The organism is Neisseria sp. Marseille-Q2251, assembly GCF_940793045.1.
Taxonomy (GTDB): domain Bacteria; phylum Pseudomonadota; class Gammaproteobacteria; order Burkholderiales; family Neisseriaceae; genus Neisseria.
Window position 1 is genome coordinate 1 of sequence record NZ_CALNWV010000051.1, and the last position, 16404, is coordinate 16404.

A 16404-nucleotide genomic window follows, 5' to 3' on the forward strand; every position below is an offset into this window, starting at 1 on the left:
GTCTCGGAGGTAACGGGTTCTTTGACGATTCAGGTACTGTTCGATCGGCTGCCAATCAATCACCTGATCCAACTTCAATAGTGGGAAGCGGTCGATGTGTTTGGCAATCATGGCTTGTGCGGTTTGCCGGAAGAAGGTGCTCATGAGAAATCCCCTAAATGTCTTGATGGGAATTTAGGGGATTTTGGGGAATTTTGCAAAGGTCTCAGACGACCTTTTTTGAATCGAAAGTTTGTTTATTCGATGACTTCTTCGGTTGTCGTGCTGCGGTAGGTAGAGCCGTTGAACGTCGGCATAGGCGGGGGCAGCAGGTTGTTGAGGGTTAGGGCGGCAGGGTTCAGGGTAGGGTAGCCGCTGAAGGTTACGGTGTAGCCGCCGTTGGCTGTACTGTGGATTTTGGCATGTGCACCCAAGGGGAAGGTGCTCTTATTGGTAATGTGTCCGAAGGGGAAGCCTGTCAGGACGGGGACTTTGGCGGTGCGTGAGACGTGGTTGACGACGGCGGAGAAGTCGTAGCTTGAGTCGTACACGTCGCGGATGGTGCCCATGCGGAAGTCGCCGAAGATGATGGCGCGTTGTTTTTGCAGGATGCCTGCAAGATAAAGCGTGTTCAACATGCGTTCGATGCGGTAGGGTTGTTCGCTGACGTCTTCGACGAACAGGATGCCGCCTTGGATGTCGGGCATATAGGGCGAGCCTGCGAGGGAGGCTAGGACGCTGAGGTTGCCGCCCCATAAGGTACCTTCGACGTTGACGTTGGCGCGTTGGATGGCGGGAACGTCGATGACGTTGACGTTGTTGGTGGTGCCGCGGATGAACGAATCCATGGTGTAGACGCTGGGTTCGGGTTTGCCGAATTCGCTGTAAACCATAGGTCCGGCGAAACTTGCCATATTGCCTTTGGCGAGCAGGGCGAGTTGGACGGCGCAAACGTCGCTGAAGCCGAAGAATAAAGTGCCGCGTTCGCGCATTCTGGCGCCGAGTGAGGCGAAGTCGATTTGGGGCAGGATGCGTGCCGCGCCGTAGCCGCCGCGCAAGCCCATGAGGACTTTGGGGGTTTCAACGCGGCCGGTGGCGACCTCTTGGAAGTCGGCGGCACGTTGGGCGTCGGAGCCGGCGAAGCGTTGATAGCGTCGGCTGCCTGCTTGTTGGTTGGTCACGGTAAAACCTGCGTTATAGAGGCGGGTCAAGCCCGCGTTGACGCGGTTGGGGTCTTCGGCAAAGCCGGAAGGGGCGACGACGCGGAGGAGGTTGTCGCCGGAGCGTGGGGGATGGCTGGTTTTGGGCTGCACGGGTTGGGCTTTCGCTGTGTTGCCGGTTTGAGTAGATGGGGTAACGGTAGTGCCGGTGCCGCAGGCTTGCAGCAGTCCGGCTCCGGCTGCGGCGGAGCAGGCGCGGAGGAAATGGCGGCGGGAGGTTTTCCAGGTCATATGGTTTCCTTTGGTTGGGTTTCAGACGACCTTTTCGGCAGGGGTCGTCTGAACATTACGCCAGCAGGGCTTTGACTTGTTCCGTCCAGTTGTCCGGCAGGGTCATGCCGTGTTCGCGGACGGGGGCTGCCCAAATCGGGGCGGGAAAGTTGGCATCGTTTTCAAAGCGGGCGATGACGTGCCAATGCAGATGGGGGACGACGTTGCCCAGGCTGGCAAGGTTGATTTTGGCGGGACGGAATACTTGGCGCATGGCGGCTTCGACTTTATACACCATTTCCATGATTTCGGCACGTTCGGCGGCTGAAAGGTCGGTCATCTCGGCGATGTGGTCGTTCCAGATGACGCGGCAGAATGCCGGGGCTGCGGCTTCGTTGTGGACGGCGATGACGCGCAGGTTTGGGGTTCGTAGCAAAATATCTTCGTTGTCGGCAGTGCAGATGGGGCAGGTCATGGGGGTTTCTTTCTGAGTCTAAATAGGAATCGGATGATTTCAATCAGGATTTTTAGAACGAGATAAATGGCAGTCAGCGGTATGAATGCGTAAAACCACCATTCAGGTAGGGTTCACCAAAATATAGTGGATTAAATTTAAATCAGGACAAGGCGACGAAGCCGCAGACAGTACAAATAATACGGCAAGGCGAGGCAACGCCGTACTGGTTTAAAGTTAATCCACTATAAATAGGAGGGCGTGATTAAGTCGGCACACTCTTCGGCACTCTTAACGTGATCACACAAGCCAAAGCGAAAAAAATCATTGACATCATGAAAGGGCGAATAGGCGAACATCAGTGCTATTGGCGTCACACAAATCGATGCAATGATGGCAATCCAAAAGCATGGTTTGAGATGTTTGAGTATCGTCATGGGTTAAGTGTTATAAAAATTTTGCTGCGCCTCGGTTGGCGAGCTCGTCGGCTTTTTCGTTTTCAGGGTGTCCGGCATGGCCTTTTACCCAAGTCCAGCGGACTTCGTGTTGTTGAACCAGGCTGTCGAGTTCTTTCCATAAATCATCGTTTTTCACCGGTTTTTTGGCGGCGGTTTTCCAGCCGTTTTTTTTCCAGCCGTGAATCCAGCTTTCCATGCCGTTTTTAACGTATTGCGAGTCGGTGCAGATGATGACTTGGCAGCGGCGTTTTAGGGATTTCAGCCCTTCGATGACGGCGGTCAGCTCCATGCGATTGTTGGTGGTTTCCGCTTCGCCGCCGAACAGTTCTTTTTCATGTGCGCCGTAACGCATGAACACGCCCCAGCCGCCGGCGCCGGGATTGCCTTTGCATGCGCCGTCGGTGTAGAGATAGACGGGTTTGTCCATAAAATACCTTTGTGTGAAGAGCCATTATCATAACACAAGGCAGGAGGTCGTCTGAAAGCGGGGTTTGGGAATGGTTGGTTAAGCGGATGAATGGATGCCGCACTGATTGGCGTTACGCTTGTCGGCAATAGAAAACAGGTCGTCTGAAACGGTTTCAAGACGACCTGTTTGATTAAGTGTGCGGTGTTAACTGCCTGCGCCGACGGTGTAAACCTTGCCGATGCTTTCGGGGTATTGCAGGACAGCGGCGACGGCGGCGGCGAGTCCGTTTCGGCTCATGTAGTTTTTAGGGATGCCGTCGGGGTGGTCGGTCAGGATGTGGCGGCTGTCTTCGCTGTTGTCCAAGCCGCAGGGGCGGAGGATGGTCCAGTTCAGGCTGCTTTGTTTGAGGTAGATTTCGGCTTCGGTTTTGGCACGGACGGCTTCGCCGAGGGCTTGTTTGAAGGGTTCGCTCATCATGTCCCATTGTTCGCCGCAGCCCATGCTGGTAATCAGGATGAAACGGGCTTGCGGGTTGGCGGCCTGGGCGGCGGCGATGATGTTGATGTTGCCCAGTGCGTCGCTGCGTATGCCTTGTTCGTTTTTGCCGCCGACGAAACTGATGACGCTGTCGGGGCGGTATTGTGCGAACACTTTGTCGAGCGCATCGGCATCGAGCGCGTCGGCCACGGTCGTCTGAATGTGGTGTTCGCTGAAGAACGAGTCTTCAGGCGGCTTTCTTAATACGGCGACGGTGTCGGCGGAGTGGGTGAGCGTGCGGATGAATGCGCGGCCGGACGGGCCGTTGGCGCCGAAGATGAGTTGCATGGGGACTCCTTTGTGTGTCGGATGGTAAGGGGTTCAATAATTTGTCCACTTTGTTGTGGAAGAGTTGTGTGGGGTAAGGATTTTTGATTTTTCAGACGACCTTATTTGCATTTGAATGTTGTGTGGTCGTGGGCATGGCCCACGCTACTTCTTTTTGGTTTTCTTTTGCGGCAGAGTGGAGGTCGTCTGAAAACGGGTAAAGCAAGTTTTATAACAACTGCCGTAACGTGGGTTTTGCCCTCTCCCTAACCCTCTCCCACGGGGAGAGGGGATGGGTTGGCAGGGAGAATCCAAGCGACAGAGAATGCCAAAAATGGGTGGATTTCAGTTGTGGTGCGTGCTTTGTCCGCGACTTTAACCCAAAGGTCGTCTGAAATCTGTATTTGGGTTTCAACAAAACTCGCTGCATTCGTTTTAACTTCATTGATGTTTGCACTTTCAGACGACCTTGTTGTGTTTGAAGCCATGTGGTCGTGGGCAAAGCTCACGCTACTTCTTTTTGGTTTTCTTTCGTGACAGAGCTGCGGTCGTCTGAAAACGGGTAAAGTAGGTTTTATAACAACTGTCGTAATGCGGGCTTTGCCCTCTCCCTAGCCCTCTCCCACGGGGAGAGGGGATGGGTTGACGGGTAAACTTCAAGTGGTAGAGAAGCACAAAATGGTTGAATCTCAGTATCCTCAATTCCCTCTCCCCGCGGGAGAGGGCTAGGGAGAGGGCGGTAAGCGCGAGCTTACTTTGTGGCAAACGCCAATCTTGCAGGCAACCTGTCGAATTTCATCGGATATTTACGATGCCGGAAGATGATTTCGTTTGTGCAGGAATGCGGCAATTTCTATCGGTTTTCAGGCAGAGGTCGTCTGAAACCTGTTTAAGCTGCCTCGAACAGTTTTCTCATGGCTTCGATTTGGTGTTGTTTGAGTTCGCCTGCTTCGTCGCGGCCGACGAAGATTTTGAACATGGCGTCGCCGTTGCGGTTGATGAAGTTGAGCGAGCAGGTGTCTTTGCCCATAAACGGGCGTTCTAAAAGGTAGATGGCGGCGCAGTTTTCGTAATAGATATGACCGTGTACGCCGCCGTCGGTTTCGGGGTGGTCGAAGTTGTAGAAGCCGCGGCCGACTTTGCCGCCGGGCAGTTTACCGGTTACTTCGACGATGGCGTCGGGGGTGTGGGCGATGAAGGTGACGGCTTCGTCCCAAGCGGCGACGACTTGGAGGATTTCGACGATGCGGCTGCCTTCGGTTTGGCGGATGCAGCTTTCGGGCAGGCAGCGGATGACATCTTCAAAGCTGCATTGGTTTTGCGCGGCGAGCATTTCGAGCACTTGGCCGGGATTTTTTTCCAATGATTGGCGCAACATGATTTGTTGTTCGGATGAAAGTTTTTGCATGGTTTGATCCTTTTCTTGGGTCGGGAGGGTGAGCATGAGTTTGCGGATGAGGGTGGGCGACCAGTAGCGGCCGCTGGTGTTCAGGCGGATGAGGCCGTCTGAACCTTGTTCTTCAAAGAGTTGCATTGCCTGCCATTGGGCAATCAGTTTCTGCGCGGCGGCGTTGCCGTCAAACAGCGAGGGATTCAGACGACCTGTTTCCATGTCGTGCTGCACTTGTCCGAGCAGGGTTTTGTTCGGACTGTGGCCGCTCATGAAAGCAATGTTTTTTTCGCCTTTCGGGGTGGCGAGGTAGCTGTCCAAATCGCCCTGCACCTGATAGCTGAAGCCGCCGAAGTTGCCGCCTGCGCCGGAGCCGAACGCCCAGCAGGGGATATTGGATTTGACCAGCGTGTTGTAGCGGTTGCGTTCGCCGCGGCCGGGATAGGCGAAATGGCTGTTGCTGACTTGGTTCCAGCCTTTTTGCGCCAGTGTTTCGACGGCGTAGGCGTATTGGTCGGCCTGAACGTCGAAACCCGGCGGGGCGGGAAATGCGCCTTTCTCCACCATGCGGTTGATGGGCAGCATGGGATAGAGGTTGAAGGCGTAGGTGTCGAGTCCGGACAAAGGCAGGGCGGTGGCGCGTTCGAGGTCGTTTTGCCAGACGGCATCGGTTTGGTTGGGCAGGCCGAACATCAAATCGACAACGATGACGGCGTTGATTTCACACAGTTTTTCCAGATAGGCAAAGGCTTCGTCGCCGCCGTGTTTGCGGCCGAGGCGGCGGCGGATGGCGGTGTCGAAAGTTTGCACGCCGATGGAAATGCGGTTGGCACCCGCTTCGACGCAGGCTTGGGCTTTTTCGATGTCGAAATGGCTCATGCGGCCTTCGATGGTGAACTCGCAGTCGTCGGCAATCGGCAGGTATTGGTAACAGGCGCGGATGAGTCTGGCGAGGTCTTGGGTTTGCAGCGCGGTGGGTGTGCCGCCGCCGAAATAGACAGCGCGGATTTTGCCGTTGCCTTGGCGGATTTCGGCTTCTGCCGCCATTTCTTCGATGATTTTGTCGGTGTAAACGCTGCTGTAACTCTCTTTCCATGCGTTGCGGTAGAAGCCGCAGAACACGCAGTGGTTGGCGCAGAAGGGAATGTGCAGATAGGCGAGCGCGTCGGAATCGGCGGCATGGGGGAGCTTCTGCCGCCAAATATTTTGCCATTGCGGACGAGGAATCGGTATGCCGCCCCATATCGGCATCAACGCCTGCCGTTCGGGAAAGGCTTTGGGCGCGGATTGGCGCGGTGTCCAAACAATCTGCTGTTCCATAGTTGATTAAAAATGATTATTAATCAGATTTGAAAATTAAATCACTAGCGATAGGTAGTGTCAAGGGGCGATAGTGAGGGGAAACAGAAAATGAAAAGTATCGGTAATTGACTAATTTTTGAGTTCGGTATTGTGCGGGATGGCTTGAGGTCGTCTGAAAAATCTTTAGCCTTAGTGATGAAGCATTCAACTCATGGCTTGTTTTCAGACGACCTCTTTGGGAACACTAAAACTTAAGCTGCACGCGGGCGGCGAAATTGCGGCCGGTTTCGGTGTACAAATCCATCACGCTTGAGCGGCTCATGCCGGCGACGTCTGCGTGTTGCCAGTATTTTTTGTTGCCGATGTTGTAAATGTTCGCGCCGATTTCGACGTTTTTAGACGGCTTGTACCACGCGCCGACATCCCATACGCCGTATCCCGGCGTTTGGAAAACGCTGTCGCTGCTGACGCGGCTGTGTTTTTTCGACCAGCGCAGTTTGGTATCGACGCCCCATTTTTCTTGCGCGTAGTCCACGCCCAAAACGCCGTTGAGCGGGTAGGCGGAATCCAGCGGCGTGCCGTCTTGCTGCTTGCCGCGCATCCACGCGATGCTGCCGGAGACTTGCCAGCCCGGCAGGAATTTGTAGGCGGCGGAGGCTTCGGCACCGTAGGTTTTGACCCTATCCAGATTTTGATATTGGTACTGGATAATCGGGCGGCCGCCTATGGAGGCGGTCCCGACTTCGGTGCGGTCGATGAAGTTTCGGTAACGGTTGTAGAACGCGGTAACTTGCGCGCGGGCGCGTTCGTTTTTGAACTTCATGCCCAATTCGAAGCTGTTGGAGCGTTCGGATTTGAGATTCGCATTCGGGATGACGGCATAGCCGTAGGTTGTGTTGGCAAACGCCATGGTCGCGCTGTCAAACGGCGGCGTGCGGAAGCCTTGTGAATAAGTGGCGAAACCGGTGAAATGCTCGCCCATCGGAACGCTCAGACGCAGGCTGGGCGTGAGCGCGGAATCGTTGAAGCGGGTTGCCGTGCCGTCGGGATTGGCGTTGAGATAGGCTTGGTCGGTTTCGGTGGTCAACCTGTCTTTTTCATAACGCAGGGCCGGGGTCAGGACGATGCCGTTGCCGAAAGTCAGGCTGTCTTGCGCGTACAGGCTGACGGTTTTGCGTTTGCTGTCGGGAAAGGTTTTGTTCGGATAGGTGCTGCCCGCATAGACTTTGCTGACGGCGCCGGTCAGGTTGTCCACGGTCAGGCTGTCGCGCGGACGGGCGGTTTCGGTGTGTTTGTATTCGGCTCCGGCAACGACGGTTTGTTTGACCACGCCGTCAAATTCCCACACGCCGCGTCCGGTCAAGCCGCGTATCACCTGCTCGAAACCGTAATCGGAATAGCGGGTCGAGTTGCCCAGTTGGCGCACGCCCATGCGGGTAATGCTGACATCGACGGCATCGTCTTCCGTGCGCAGTTTTTGCTGATAGGCGGTCAGGTTCGCTTCTTTCAGACGACCCTCGCCGGTGTAGCGGTAGCTCGCTTCAATGCGTTGGCGGCGGATGCGGTCGCGGGCGTTGCTTTCCGAAGTCGCCACCGTTACCGGCCCGCGCGATTGTGAACCCAAGCCGTTTGCCAACACGGTGTCGTTGGCGTGGTAATACTGTTCGTACAAGGTTTCAAAACGGTGGTGTTCGTTGCCGATACTGCCTTTCGCCAAAATATTGTAGGCATTGTTTTTCTGCGGGTTGGTGGCGGTGCGCGAAGTCGAGTAGCTTTTGTCGCCGCCCATGTTTTCCGTTTCGTGTCCTTGGCGGCGCGTCAGCATCAGCAGGCCTTCGGCGTTTTCATGGAAACCGGCGGCTGTCGCCGTTACGCCGTGGCTGCGGTCGCGGCTGCGGTAGCCGTGTTTCAAACCTAAATGACCGCGTTTGCTCGCATCGACAAAATCACGCGGCGAGAGCGTGACCATGTTCACCACGCCGCCAAGCGCATCGCTGCCGTAGAGCGCGGAATAAGGACCTTTGACAATATCAACCTGCTTGAGCGTGTCGCTTTCGACCATATCGCGTCCCGAAATCGCGCCGTTGGAGCCGCCGCCTGCGTAGGACTCGGGAATGCGTACGCCGTCCACCATCATCAGGATGCGGTTGCCGTCTATGCCGCGGATATTGATGCCCGCATGACCGCGACGGTTGTTATCAGACGGCACGCTGACGCCGGGTTCGTACAAAACGATGTCGTCCAAATTCTGCGCCGACGCTTGGTTTAAGGTCTTGCGCCCGATAACCGACACATTCGGCGCAGCTTTGTCCAGCGTTTGCGCGTTGCGGTCGGCGGTAACCAACACGGGCGCCAGCTCTACTTGCTGGGCAGGCTGAACATCCGCTGCATACAAATAATGTTGGGAAAACAATGCGCTTAAAGTACAAACGACGGCTTTTTGTTTCATAAAGCGTACCTGTAAATCAAATAATAATCGTTTCTATTTATATTGTAATTTTGAGGAATGCGCAAGTTTTATGGCGAATATCGGGAATGGGATAAGGCGGGCGGTGGTGTGGTAAGAGGGGATGGAAATAAAAAATATCCGGCTTCCATCATGTACAAGAAGGCGGAAAACGTTTTTGAATAACACTGAATTTTCGATAAAAGTTTATGAGCGGAATCGTTTGGGTGAGTTTCTGTTTGCGAGGAAAGGGCAGTAGGGCGTATGCTTTGTCCATATGATGTGGCTATGAAAAAAGGTCGTCTGAAAGTGAACTGGCTCCCAAATCGGATTTCAGACGACCTTTAAGCTTTATCCTGAGACGGATAGCTTACATTTGCTGTTGCGCCGCTTTGATGGCATTTTGGTCGGGATTGATCAAAATCTCGACGCGGCGGTTTTGGGCGCGGCCTTCGGCAGTGGCGTTAGACGCGATAGGATGGCGTGAGCCGTATCCGGCGGTGGTCAGGCGCGAGCCGTTCACGCCGCGCGATTGCAGGTAGTCGGCAACGGCAAGCGCGCGGTTGCGGGACAGCGGCTCGTTGATGGCATCGTTGCCGGTGTTGTCGGTATGGCCGTTAATCGTCAAAGTCGTGTCGGGGTATTGCACCAGCGTTTCGGAGGCGGTCGCCAAAGCGTTTCGCGCCTGATCGCTCAATGCCGCGCTGCCTGTAGCGAAGGTAACGTTTTCAGGCATGACCAGCTTGATTTGGTTGCCTTGGCGTTCTACTTCGATGTTGGTGTTTTTCAGGTTCTCACGCAGTTTTTTCTCTTGATAGTCCATGTAGCCGCCGACGCCCGCACCAATCGCGCCACACGCCAACGCGGAATTGCGCGCGCCTTTGCCGCCGTGGGTCAATGCGCCGACGATGCCGCACACTGCCGCGCCGCCCAAGCCGTACATGGCGGTTTTGCTAGTGTTGCGTTGTCCGCTTACAGGGTCGGTTACGCAGCCGGTCAGTGCCAAAGGGATTGCCAACGCGGCAACGGTCAGGGATTTAAAGAGTTTCATTAAGATGTCCTTTCGACGACGCAGGGGTCGTCTGAAAATCAGTTGGAAGAAGAGATGGCTCCCGCCATGATTCATATTATCCTTAATCCAATCTCCGTTCATCCAAAATTGCCCGCGCGTTTCAGGGATAACGCGACGCGGCAGCCTTGATTAAGGTGTTTTTCATTCAAAACAAAAGATTTGAAGGGATTGTCATCACGCAGGACTGTCTATTTGATTGGGTAAAAGAAAAGCGGTTTGGTTCACTGAAAACTGATAATTTGACTATGTCGGCATACGGATTTACTGCGATGCCGCTTTCCTTAACGCTGTTTCGCACGATGCCGCCGATACCATCCCGCCAGCGCAAATTTCACGCGCACTTTCACATCATAGCCCACAGAACCCGCGCCCAAGATGAACAAGATTGCCGATACCGGCAGCGCGAAATGGTGTCCGATTTTGTGGTAGCCCCAAGCACCCACGATACCGCCCAGTAGAAATGCCCACATCAAACCGTTCAACAGCCACATCTTCGGCTTATTGACATGCACATGCGGCAGGCGCGGATGATGTTTTTTCGAGTAATACAGCGCGCGCGAAAGCTCGATGCCCAAGTCGGTCGCCGTGCCGGTCATATGCGTCGAACGGATGGCGCCGCCGGATAAAAGCGTCATCACCGTATTGTGCATCCCCATGATGAAACACAATAAAAACAACGCTAAAGACGGGAAAACCATATTCCCGCTTCCAATGTTCCATTGTGAAGTCGTCAGTCCGAACAAGCCGAATATCAGCAGATAAACCGCTTCCAGCCACATGGAAAACCCAAAGCTGCCGCGAAACCGCTTCTGTTGCGTCCACAAAACCACCCAGCCCGAATGCGCCGCACCGACCACGAAACACAACACGCTGATTAAAGCCACTGCCGCCGTTATCCATTCGCGCAGATAAACAGCGTCCGCCAGCAGCGACATCGAGCCGGTAACGTGTGACGTGTAGCGTGCAAACGCAAAGAAACCGCCCGCATTAATCGCACCCGCCAACATCGCCATGATATAGCCCAGCCTGCGGAAGCGCACATCGGAAATATGGTGTTCGTGCAGATACGGCCTGTCCGCCTGCCAAAACGGCGGCGCATGCAGGCGCTCGTGCCGACGCTTGTGGCGGCTGGTTGGCTGCTGTTGCCCGCTTGGTGTTTCTTCGTGATGATTTGCCGTCATATCAATCCCTTTTCAATTTTTCAGACGACCTCGATTCGATTGGATATGGAGCGATATTGTATCGCTAAGGGCTTCTTCAATGAATATGGCGAAATTACTAAAACGGCTGCTGCGGGGCTGATTCAAATCAGTCTTTCATTTTGTGAACATCAACGTTGAACATGAACGCAACACAATCGTTGCAAAATGATAAAAGAGGGTAGGGCGAGATACGGGGTCGTCTGAAAACGTCTTTTCCTTTTTTTCAGACGACCTCCTGTCAGGTTTTATGGCAGGTTTTATCTGCGCTTTGTCGTTTTTGTCAGTCGAATATGGACGGCACGACAGGCTTCACAATTTGTCGCAAAAGGCGTACATTATCCCTATCCCTTGATATAAAAAGGAAAAATCATGTCTCCCATTCGAGCCTCCCTGATGTTGTGCATCGTGGCAACCCTGGCCGCCTGTGCCACTACGCCCGAACAAAAAGCCGCACGCGAACAAGCGCAAAGACGTTATGAACAGAATCTTCAAGTCAGTCTGGCAGCCGAATGCGATCCGGAGACCGCCAAACTCATGCGCAAACAGTTCGAGCAGGCGGAACAAGTCGGCGCGCCCAGTGCAGAACAAAAAGCCTTCCGTTTAAAATACATCGACAAAGTGTCCGACCCCATGTTCCAAGCCTGCTATAAGATGGCATGGCAAAATTATATTTCCCAACAACAGCTGCGCGAAGCACGCTATTACCGCTATTACGACGAGTGGGGATTCCCGTTTTACCGACCGTATTACTGGTGGTAAAAAACGGTTTGATATGTGTGCAGCCTTGAGCCGATAGAGTGGGGCAATCGTAGAGAGCCGGCGCTAAGGCGGGTTGTTTGTGGTGTTGCAGTGTCCGTTTACCGAATCATGCAGAAAGACAGCCGATGATGCAAAAAGGTCGTCTGAAAACCCGATTGCAAGTTTTCAGACGACCTTTCGCTTTATACAACGTCTTTATTTCTTCGCTTTGCCTTTGCCCTTAGCAGGTTTGGTAGGTGCTTTGTTCAATTGGGCCGTAGCGGTTTGGTCCAATACGCAGGACTTGGTGATGATGTTGTCCACGACTTGGTTTTGACCGTTGACGACAGTTTGTTGGCGGATAGTCAGCATATTGCCGTCCACTTTGTCGATGTTGGCGTAGTTGGCGCGGTTGGCAATCCATGCCACGCCTTCACCCCAGAAGCCATTGACATCATTGCCGGTGCCGACGATGCGGGCAAGACCCGGAGTCAGTTGACCTTGGTATTTCACTTGTGCGATCACAGGCTCATCACCTTGGAAACCGTACATGACATTCAAAGGATCAGTACCGTTTGGTCCGCATTTGTAAGCCACTTCCTTGGTGCGTTCAATATTATTGACTTCCATGGTTTTAGGCGTTTCAGGTGCGGGAGCAGATTGTTGCGCAGTAGGAGTCGGAGCAGTTTCCGGTTTAGATTTAGAGCCGGAGCTGCCGCATGCAGACAGCGCGGTAGCGATAAGAACGGCGGGAACGATTAATTTCAGATTGGATTTCATCAATTTACTCCGGATTTAGTCTATCGGGGTCAGCATAGGCTGACAGAAAGCCCTACCTTAACAGAGAAAAGAAGGCTTGTCTCGTCCATATATGAAAATACGATACTCATTATCAATAAAGTGACATTTGTTCTTTTGAAAACAGTGGATTTGATTTACGCAAAGCTACTTGAAATTAAGTAAAGATATATCACGGGTAGGCAAAATGCCGATTTTGACGATAGGGAGGATTAAGATTTTGCGCGGCAAAGTAGGGTGGTGAGGTGGCGAATGAGCTTTAAATTGGGGCTATGGTGCGTTAAGTTTCGACCAAAACAGCATTACTTTTCTTCAGTGTAAAAGGAGAGATTCTTTGGGTGGCTAAAGTGACAGGTCGTCTGTACTGCCTGCGACTTCGTTGCCTTGTCTGATTTAAAACGTAATGCTCAATGCTTTATTACCAAACCTTAGTCATAAATACTTTATTCATCAACAATTGATTCATCAAACCTTATCCATCAATATTTTAGACAGAAAAAAACCGCTTAGAAGTCTAAGCGGTTTTTTGTGTTGGTGCCGACAGCGAGATTTGAACTCGCACAGCCTACGGCCACTACCCCCTCAAGATAGCGTGTCTACCAATTTCACCATGTCGGCATTTGAAAAACTTTTATTTCTGCTGCTGAGGAGCGGGTGCAGCAGGTGCGGGTTGGTTTTCAGCAGGAGCGGCGGGCTTAGGTGCCTGCTTGGTTTGTTGTACGTTGCTGAAGTCCAAGCCGTGTTTGTTTGTGTGGGTATGGATATAAACCATTGCCATGCAGGTTGCGAAGAAGAAAGTCGCTGCGATGGCGGTTGCGCGGCTCAGGAAGTTTGCGTTACCTGCGGAACCGAATACGCCCTGCGCGCTTCCGCTGCCCGACCCGAAGGTCGCGCCTGCGTCCGCGCCTTTGCCGTGTTGCAGCAATACTAACACAACCACTGACAAAGCGGAAATAATATTAATAATCCAGATAAGGGTTTTAAAGGCTTCCATATGTTTTCTACGAGGCTTGTGCTGCGTTGATGATGGCGGTAAATGAGTCATATGATAATGACGCGCCGCCAACCAATGCGCCGTCTACATGAGGTACTGCGAAGATGTCGGCTGCATTGTCTGCTTTCACACTTCCGCCGTAAAGAACGCGGATTTTAACATCGCTTCCGCACAAAGACAAGATTTCTTTGTAGATGAATGCGTGCATGTCGGCAATTTGTTCTACGGTGGCGACTTTGCCGGTGCCGATTGCCCATACCGGCTCGTAGGCGACGGCGATGTTTTTGGTGTCCAGTCCTTGCAATACGGAGAGTTGGTGGGCAATGACTTCGTGTTCTTTGCCGGCTTCGCGCTCCTCAAGGCTTTCGCCGACGCACAATAGGGGAATCAGACCTACGTTGAGGACGTTTTCCATTTTGCGGCGTTGGATTTCGTTTTTCTCGCCGAAATAGAGGCTTCGTTCGGAGTGTCCGATGAGGACGATGTCTGTGCCGATGTCGGCGAGCATTTCTGCGGAAACTTCGCCTGTATAGGCACCGTTGTTGGGGAAACGGCTGACGTCTTGGGCGCAGGTGAGGATGCGGTTGTTGAGGACAATCTGCATGGCGTTGTGCAGTTGCAACAGGTAAACGGTCGGGGCGGCGAGGCCGATGAGGACGCGTTCGGCGGTGGGCATGATGCGGAAGCGGTGCATGAGTGCGTTGTTGTTTTGGAGTCGGCCGTTCATTTTCCAGTTGCCGATGACCCATTTTTGATCCCACATTCCGATTTGGTGATACATCTTTTTTGCTCCGTGTTGTGTTTCTTTGGCTGTACGCTGCGTGTAGCGCGATGTAACGTGAAGTTTAGTGGATATGCGACGGGTTAGCAACTTGAAACGGGATGACCGGGGTCGTCTGAAATGCTGTTTCAGACGACCTGTTTTATAATAACTGCTTGATATACACATATATAGGACCTGGCTATGCACGCGCTTCATTTTTCGGCTTCGGACAAGGCCGCGCTTTATCGGGAGGTGTTGCCGCAGATTGAGTCTGTGGTGGCGGACGAGACGGATTGGGTGGCGAATTTGGCGAACACGGCGGCGGTTTTGAAGGAGGCGTTCGGCTGGTTTTGGGTGGGTTTTTATTTGGTCGATACGCGTACGGACGAATTGGTTTTGTCGCCGTTTCAGGGGCCTTTGGCGTGTACGCGGATTCCGTTCGGGCGCGGGGTGTGCGGTCAGGCTTGGGCGAAGGGCGAGACGATGGTCGTCGAGGATGTGAACGCGCATCCCGACCATATTGCCTGTTCGTCTTTGTCGCGTTCGGAAATTGTGGTTCCGCTGTTTTCAGACGACCGCTGTATCGGCGTGTTGGACGTGGACAGCGAGCATTTGGCGCAGTTTGATGAAACGGATGCTTTGTATTTGGGCGAACTGGCGAAGATTTTGGCGAAACGGTTTAAGGCTTCGCGTCAGGCGGCTTGAGACTGAAAAACAGGCGGGCGGCGCGCGCTGAAGTTGGCGCGGCGGGAGTGTAGTTTTATAATGTCTGCCATTGCTAAAACAATTATTTAACGGAGCACAAAATGGATTTTGAAAAAGCGCGGTTCAACATGGTCGAGCAGCAAATCCGTCCGTGGGATGTATTGGATTTTGACGTTTTGGACGCTTTGGAGGAGATTCCGCGCGAGCGTTTCGTGAACGAGTCTTTGCAGGGCTTGGCGTATGCCGATATGGAGCTGCCGCTTGCCAATGGTCATAAGATGCTCGAGCCGAAAGTTGTGGCGCGGTTGGCGCAGGGTTTGAAGCTGACCAAAACCGATACGGTTTTGGAAATCGGCACGGGTTCGGGCTATGCGACCGCGCTCTTGGCGAAACTGGCGGGCAAAGTGGTTTCAGACGACCTCGATGCCGAGCAGCAAAACCGCGCCAAAGCAGTGTTGGATAGTTTGGCTTTGAACAATATCGATTATGTGCAAAACAACGGGCTGACCGAGCCTTCTACGGGCGCGCCGTTTGATGCGGTTTACGTCGGCGGCGCGGTGGACCGCGTGCCTGAAGTATTGAAAGAACAGCTGAAAGACTGCGGTCGCATGGCAGTCATCGTCGGTCGCCAACCGGTACAGCGCGCGCTGCTGATTACGCGCAAGGGCGACCAATTTGAAGAAAAAGTCCTGTTCGACACGCTGGTTGCGCATTTGGACGATAAAGAAAACCGTCCTTTCGGCGATTTCGATTTTTAATCTTTTCTGAACTCAAAGGTCGTCTGAAAACCAGCCGGACATGGCTAAACGTTTTCAGACGACCTTTCATCGTTTCCATCATTTCACACACACAACATCATGACGATTCCACAACTCACCCCGCTGCAACTGCAACAATGGCAGCAAGAAGGTCGCGCGTTCCATCTGCTGGACGTGCGCACCGACGAGGAAACCGCCGTCTGCGCCCTGCCTGACGCCATCCATATCCCGATGAACCTGATTCCGCTGCGCCAAAACGAGCTGCCCGATGACGACTTGCCGATTGTCGTGTACTGCCACCACGGCATCCGCAGCCTGCATACGGCGATGTATCTGGCAGATGCGGGTTTTGAAAATCTGTTTAACCTGCAAGGCGGGATTGACGCTTGGGCTTTGCAGGTGGATGGGGCGATGGCGAGATATTGAAATTTCCAATTTCAAAATAGAGAAGGGCGGTACGGTTTGGCGTACTGCTTTTTTCGTGTGCAAGTTGCCCAAATAAAAAATCCTGAAATCCGTTTGTCGGTTTCAGGATTTTTGTTTCCATTGCTTTCAGACGACCTTTTGCACAAAGGGGTCGAGACCTTTGCAAAATTCCCCAAAATCCCCTAAATTCCCACCAAGACATTTAGGGGATTTCTCATGAGCACCTTCTTCCAGCAAACCGCCCAAGCCATGATTGCCAAACACATCGACCGCTTC

The 16404-nt window shown here is 53.3% G+C and carries 16 protein-coding genes, 1 tRNA gene and 1 pseudogene; 4 read left to right on the forward strand and 14 right to left on the reverse strand.

The features are described from left to right. The 10 genes and pseudogenes from AAG834_RS12335 to AAG834_RS12385 form a co-directional block, all read right to left on the reverse strand. A pseudogene (locus AAG834_RS12335) lies at nucleotides 1-144 on the reverse strand (IS5/IS1182 family transposase); the annotation flags it as partial. A gap of 92 nt (nucleotides 145-236) precedes the next feature. Continuing rightward, nucleotides 237-1430, reverse strand: coding sequence for an LD-carboxypeptidase (locus AAG834_RS12340; RefSeq protein ID WP_342032299.1), 1194 nt, complete (start codon nucleotides 1428-1430; stop codon nucleotides 237-239). A 55-nt stretch (nucleotides 1431-1485) separates the two neighbouring features. Next, nucleotides 1486-1884 (reverse strand): HIT family protein, encoded by a 399-nt coding sequence (locus tag AAG834_RS12345; protein WP_342032300.1) that lies wholly within the window; start codon nucleotides 1882-1884, stop codon nucleotides 1486-1488. A gap of 426 nt (nucleotides 1885-2310) precedes the next feature. Further along, nucleotides 2311-2748: a ribonuclease HI gene (rnhA, locus tag AAG834_RS12355; RefSeq protein ID WP_009310956.1), complete on the reverse strand. Its 438-nt coding sequence runs from the start codon at nucleotides 2746-2748 to the stop codon at nucleotides 2311-2313. Between the two features lie 186 nt (nucleotides 2749-2934). Further along, a complete protein-coding gene (locus AAG834_RS12360; RefSeq protein WP_342032301.1) occupies nucleotides 2935-3555 on the reverse strand; it encodes an NAD(P)H-binding protein in 621 nt (206 codons plus the stop codon). A 245-nt stretch (nucleotides 3556-3800) separates the two neighbouring features. Continuing rightward, nucleotides 3801-4043: a hypothetical protein gene (locus AAG834_RS12365; RefSeq protein WP_342032302.1), complete on the reverse strand. Its 243-nt coding sequence runs from the start codon at nucleotides 4041-4043 to the stop codon at nucleotides 3801-3803. Between the two features lie 380 nt (nucleotides 4044-4423). Then, nucleotides 4424-6244 carry a heme anaerobic degradation radical SAM methyltransferase ChuW/HutW gene (gene hutW, locus AAG834_RS12370; protein ID WP_342032303.1) on the reverse strand — a complete coding sequence of 607 codons (1821 nt, stop codon included), beginning with the start codon at nucleotides 6242-6244 and terminating at the stop codon, nucleotides 4424-4426. Nucleotides 6245-6470: 226 nt separating this feature from the next. Next, nucleotides 6471-8675, reverse strand: a complete 2205-nt coding sequence (locus AAG834_RS12375; protein ID WP_342032304.1) for a TonB-dependent hemoglobin/transferrin/lactoferrin family receptor — start codon at nucleotides 8673-8675, stop codon at nucleotides 6471-6473. A gap of 367 nt (nucleotides 8676-9042) precedes the next feature. Beyond that, nucleotides 9043-9723 carry an OmpA family protein gene (locus AAG834_RS12380; RefSeq protein ID WP_342032310.1) on the reverse strand — a complete coding sequence of 227 codons (681 nt, stop codon included), beginning with the start codon at nucleotides 9721-9723 and terminating at the stop codon, nucleotides 9043-9045. A gap of 302 nt (nucleotides 9724-10025) precedes the next feature. Then, on the reverse strand, nucleotides 10026-10925 hold the full coding sequence (locus AAG834_RS12385; RefSeq protein ID WP_342032305.1) for a YoaK family protein: 900 nt from the start codon (nucleotides 10923-10925) through the stop codon (nucleotides 10026-10028). A 390-nt stretch (nucleotides 10926-11315) separates the two neighbouring features. On the opposite strand from AAG834_RS12385, the gene AAG834_RS12390 reads away from it, so the two are divergent. After that, nucleotides 11316-11705 (forward strand): hypothetical protein, encoded by a 390-nt coding sequence (locus AAG834_RS12390; RefSeq protein ID WP_342032306.1) that lies wholly within the window; start codon nucleotides 11316-11318, stop codon nucleotides 11703-11705. A 195-nt stretch (nucleotides 11706-11900) separates the two neighbouring features. Here the strand turns inward: AAG834_RS12390 and AAG834_RS12395 are convergent, their stop codons facing one another. The 4 genes from AAG834_RS12395 to tpiA all read right to left on the reverse strand — a co-directional run bounded on the left by AAG834_RS12395 (nucleotide 11901) and on the right by tpiA (nucleotide 14257). Then, nucleotides 11901-12464 (reverse strand): hypothetical protein, encoded by a 564-nt coding sequence (locus AAG834_RS12395; protein ID WP_342032307.1) that lies wholly within the window; start codon nucleotides 12462-12464, stop codon nucleotides 11901-11903. A 550-nt stretch (nucleotides 12465-13014) separates the two neighbouring features. Further along, nucleotides 13015-13100: transfer RNA gene (locus tag AAG834_RS12400), tRNA-Leu, on the reverse strand. 13 nt (nucleotides 13101-13113) lie between these two features. After that, entirely contained in the window at nucleotides 13114-13476 is a 363-nt protein-coding gene (gene secG, locus AAG834_RS12405; protein ID WP_019270391.1) for a preprotein translocase subunit SecG, read from the reverse strand. A 7-nt stretch (nucleotides 13477-13483) separates the two neighbouring features. Beyond that, nucleotides 13484-14257, reverse strand: a complete 774-nt coding sequence (gene tpiA / locus AAG834_RS12410; RefSeq protein WP_101809926.1) for a triose-phosphate isomerase — start codon at nucleotides 14255-14257, stop codon at nucleotides 13484-13486. A gap of 183 nt (nucleotides 14258-14440) precedes the next feature. Between tpiA and AAG834_RS12415 the strand changes: the two genes are divergently transcribed. The 3 genes from AAG834_RS12415 (at nucleotide 14441) to AAG834_RS12425 (ending at nucleotide 16128) form a co-directional block, all read left to right on the forward strand. Further along, nucleotides 14441-14944, forward strand: coding sequence for a GAF domain-containing protein (locus AAG834_RS12415; protein WP_342032308.1), 504 nt, complete (start codon nucleotides 14441-14443; stop codon nucleotides 14942-14944). 101 nt (nucleotides 14945-15045) lie between these two features. Next, the gene (locus AAG834_RS12420; RefSeq protein ID WP_342032309.1) at nucleotides 15046-15702 is read left to right on the forward strand and encodes a protein-L-isoaspartate O-methyltransferase family protein; all 657 of its coding nucleotides are present in this window, start codon (nucleotides 15046-15048) and stop codon (nucleotides 15700-15702) included. Between the two features lie 99 nt (nucleotides 15703-15801). Beyond that, the gene (locus AAG834_RS12425) at nucleotides 15802-16128 is read left to right on the forward strand and encodes a rhodanese-like domain-containing protein (protein ID WP_049231433.1); all 327 of its coding nucleotides are present in this window, start codon (nucleotides 15802-15804) and stop codon (nucleotides 16126-16128) included. Nucleotides 16129-16404 lie beyond the last annotated feature (276 nt).

What these genes read in the sequence shown, in the direction of transcription:
- AAG834_RS12340 (WP_342032299.1), bottom strand. Translation starts at nt 1,430, where the DNA reads ATGACCTGGAAAACCTCCCGCCGCCATTTCCTCCGCGCCTGCTCCGCC.
- AAG834_RS12345 (WP_342032300.1), bottom strand. Translation starts at nt 1,884, where the DNA reads ATGACCTGCCCCATCTGCACTGCCGACAACGAAGATATTTTGCTACGA.
- rnhA (WP_009310956.1), bottom strand. Translation starts at nt 2,748, where the DNA reads ATGGACAAACCCGTCTATCTCTACACCGACGGCGCATGCAAAGGCAAT.
- AAG834_RS12360 (WP_342032301.1), bottom strand. Translation starts at nt 3,555, where the DNA reads ATGCAACTCATCTTCGGCGCCAACGGCCCGTCCGGCCGCGCATTCATC.
- hutW (WP_342032303.1), bottom strand. Translation starts at nt 6,244, where the DNA reads ATGGAACAGCAGATTGTTTGGACACCGCGCCAATCCGCGCCCAAAGCC.
- AAG834_RS12375 (WP_342032304.1), bottom strand. Translation starts at nt 8,675, where the DNA reads ATGAAACAAAAAGCCGTCGTTTGTACTTTAAGCGCATTGTTTTCCCAA.
- AAG834_RS12380 (WP_342032310.1), bottom strand. Translation starts at nt 9,723, where the DNA reads ATGAAACTCTTTAAATCCCTGACCGTTGCCGCGTTGGCAATCCCTTTG.
- AAG834_RS12385 (WP_342032305.1), bottom strand. Translation starts at nt 10,925, where the DNA reads ATGACGGCAAATCATCACGAAGAAACACCAAGCGGGCAACAGCAGCCA.
- AAG834_RS12390 (WP_342032306.1), top strand. Translation starts at nt 11,316, where the DNA reads ATGTCTCCCATTCGAGCCTCCCTGATGTTGTGCATCGTGGCAACCCTG.
- AAG834_RS12395 (WP_342032307.1), bottom strand. Translation starts at nt 12,464, where the DNA reads ATGAAATCCAATCTGAAATTAATCGTTCCCGCCGTTCTTATCGCTACC.
- secG (WP_019270391.1), bottom strand. Translation starts at nt 13,476, where the DNA reads ATGGAAGCCTTTAAAACCCTTATCTGGATTATTAATATTATTTCCGCT.
- tpiA (WP_101809926.1), bottom strand. Translation starts at nt 14,257, where the DNA reads ATGTATCACCAAATCGGAATGTGGGATCAAAAATGGGTCATCGGCAAC.
- AAG834_RS12415 (WP_342032308.1), top strand. Translation starts at nt 14,441, where the DNA reads ATGCACGCGCTTCATTTTTCGGCTTCGGACAAGGCCGCGCTTTATCGG.
- AAG834_RS12420 (WP_342032309.1), top strand. Translation starts at nt 15,046, where the DNA reads ATGGATTTTGAAAAAGCGCGGTTCAACATGGTCGAGCAGCAAATCCGT.
- AAG834_RS12425 (WP_049231433.1), top strand. Translation starts at nt 15,802, where the DNA reads ATGACGATTCCACAACTCACCCCGCTGCAACTGCAACAATGGCAGCAA.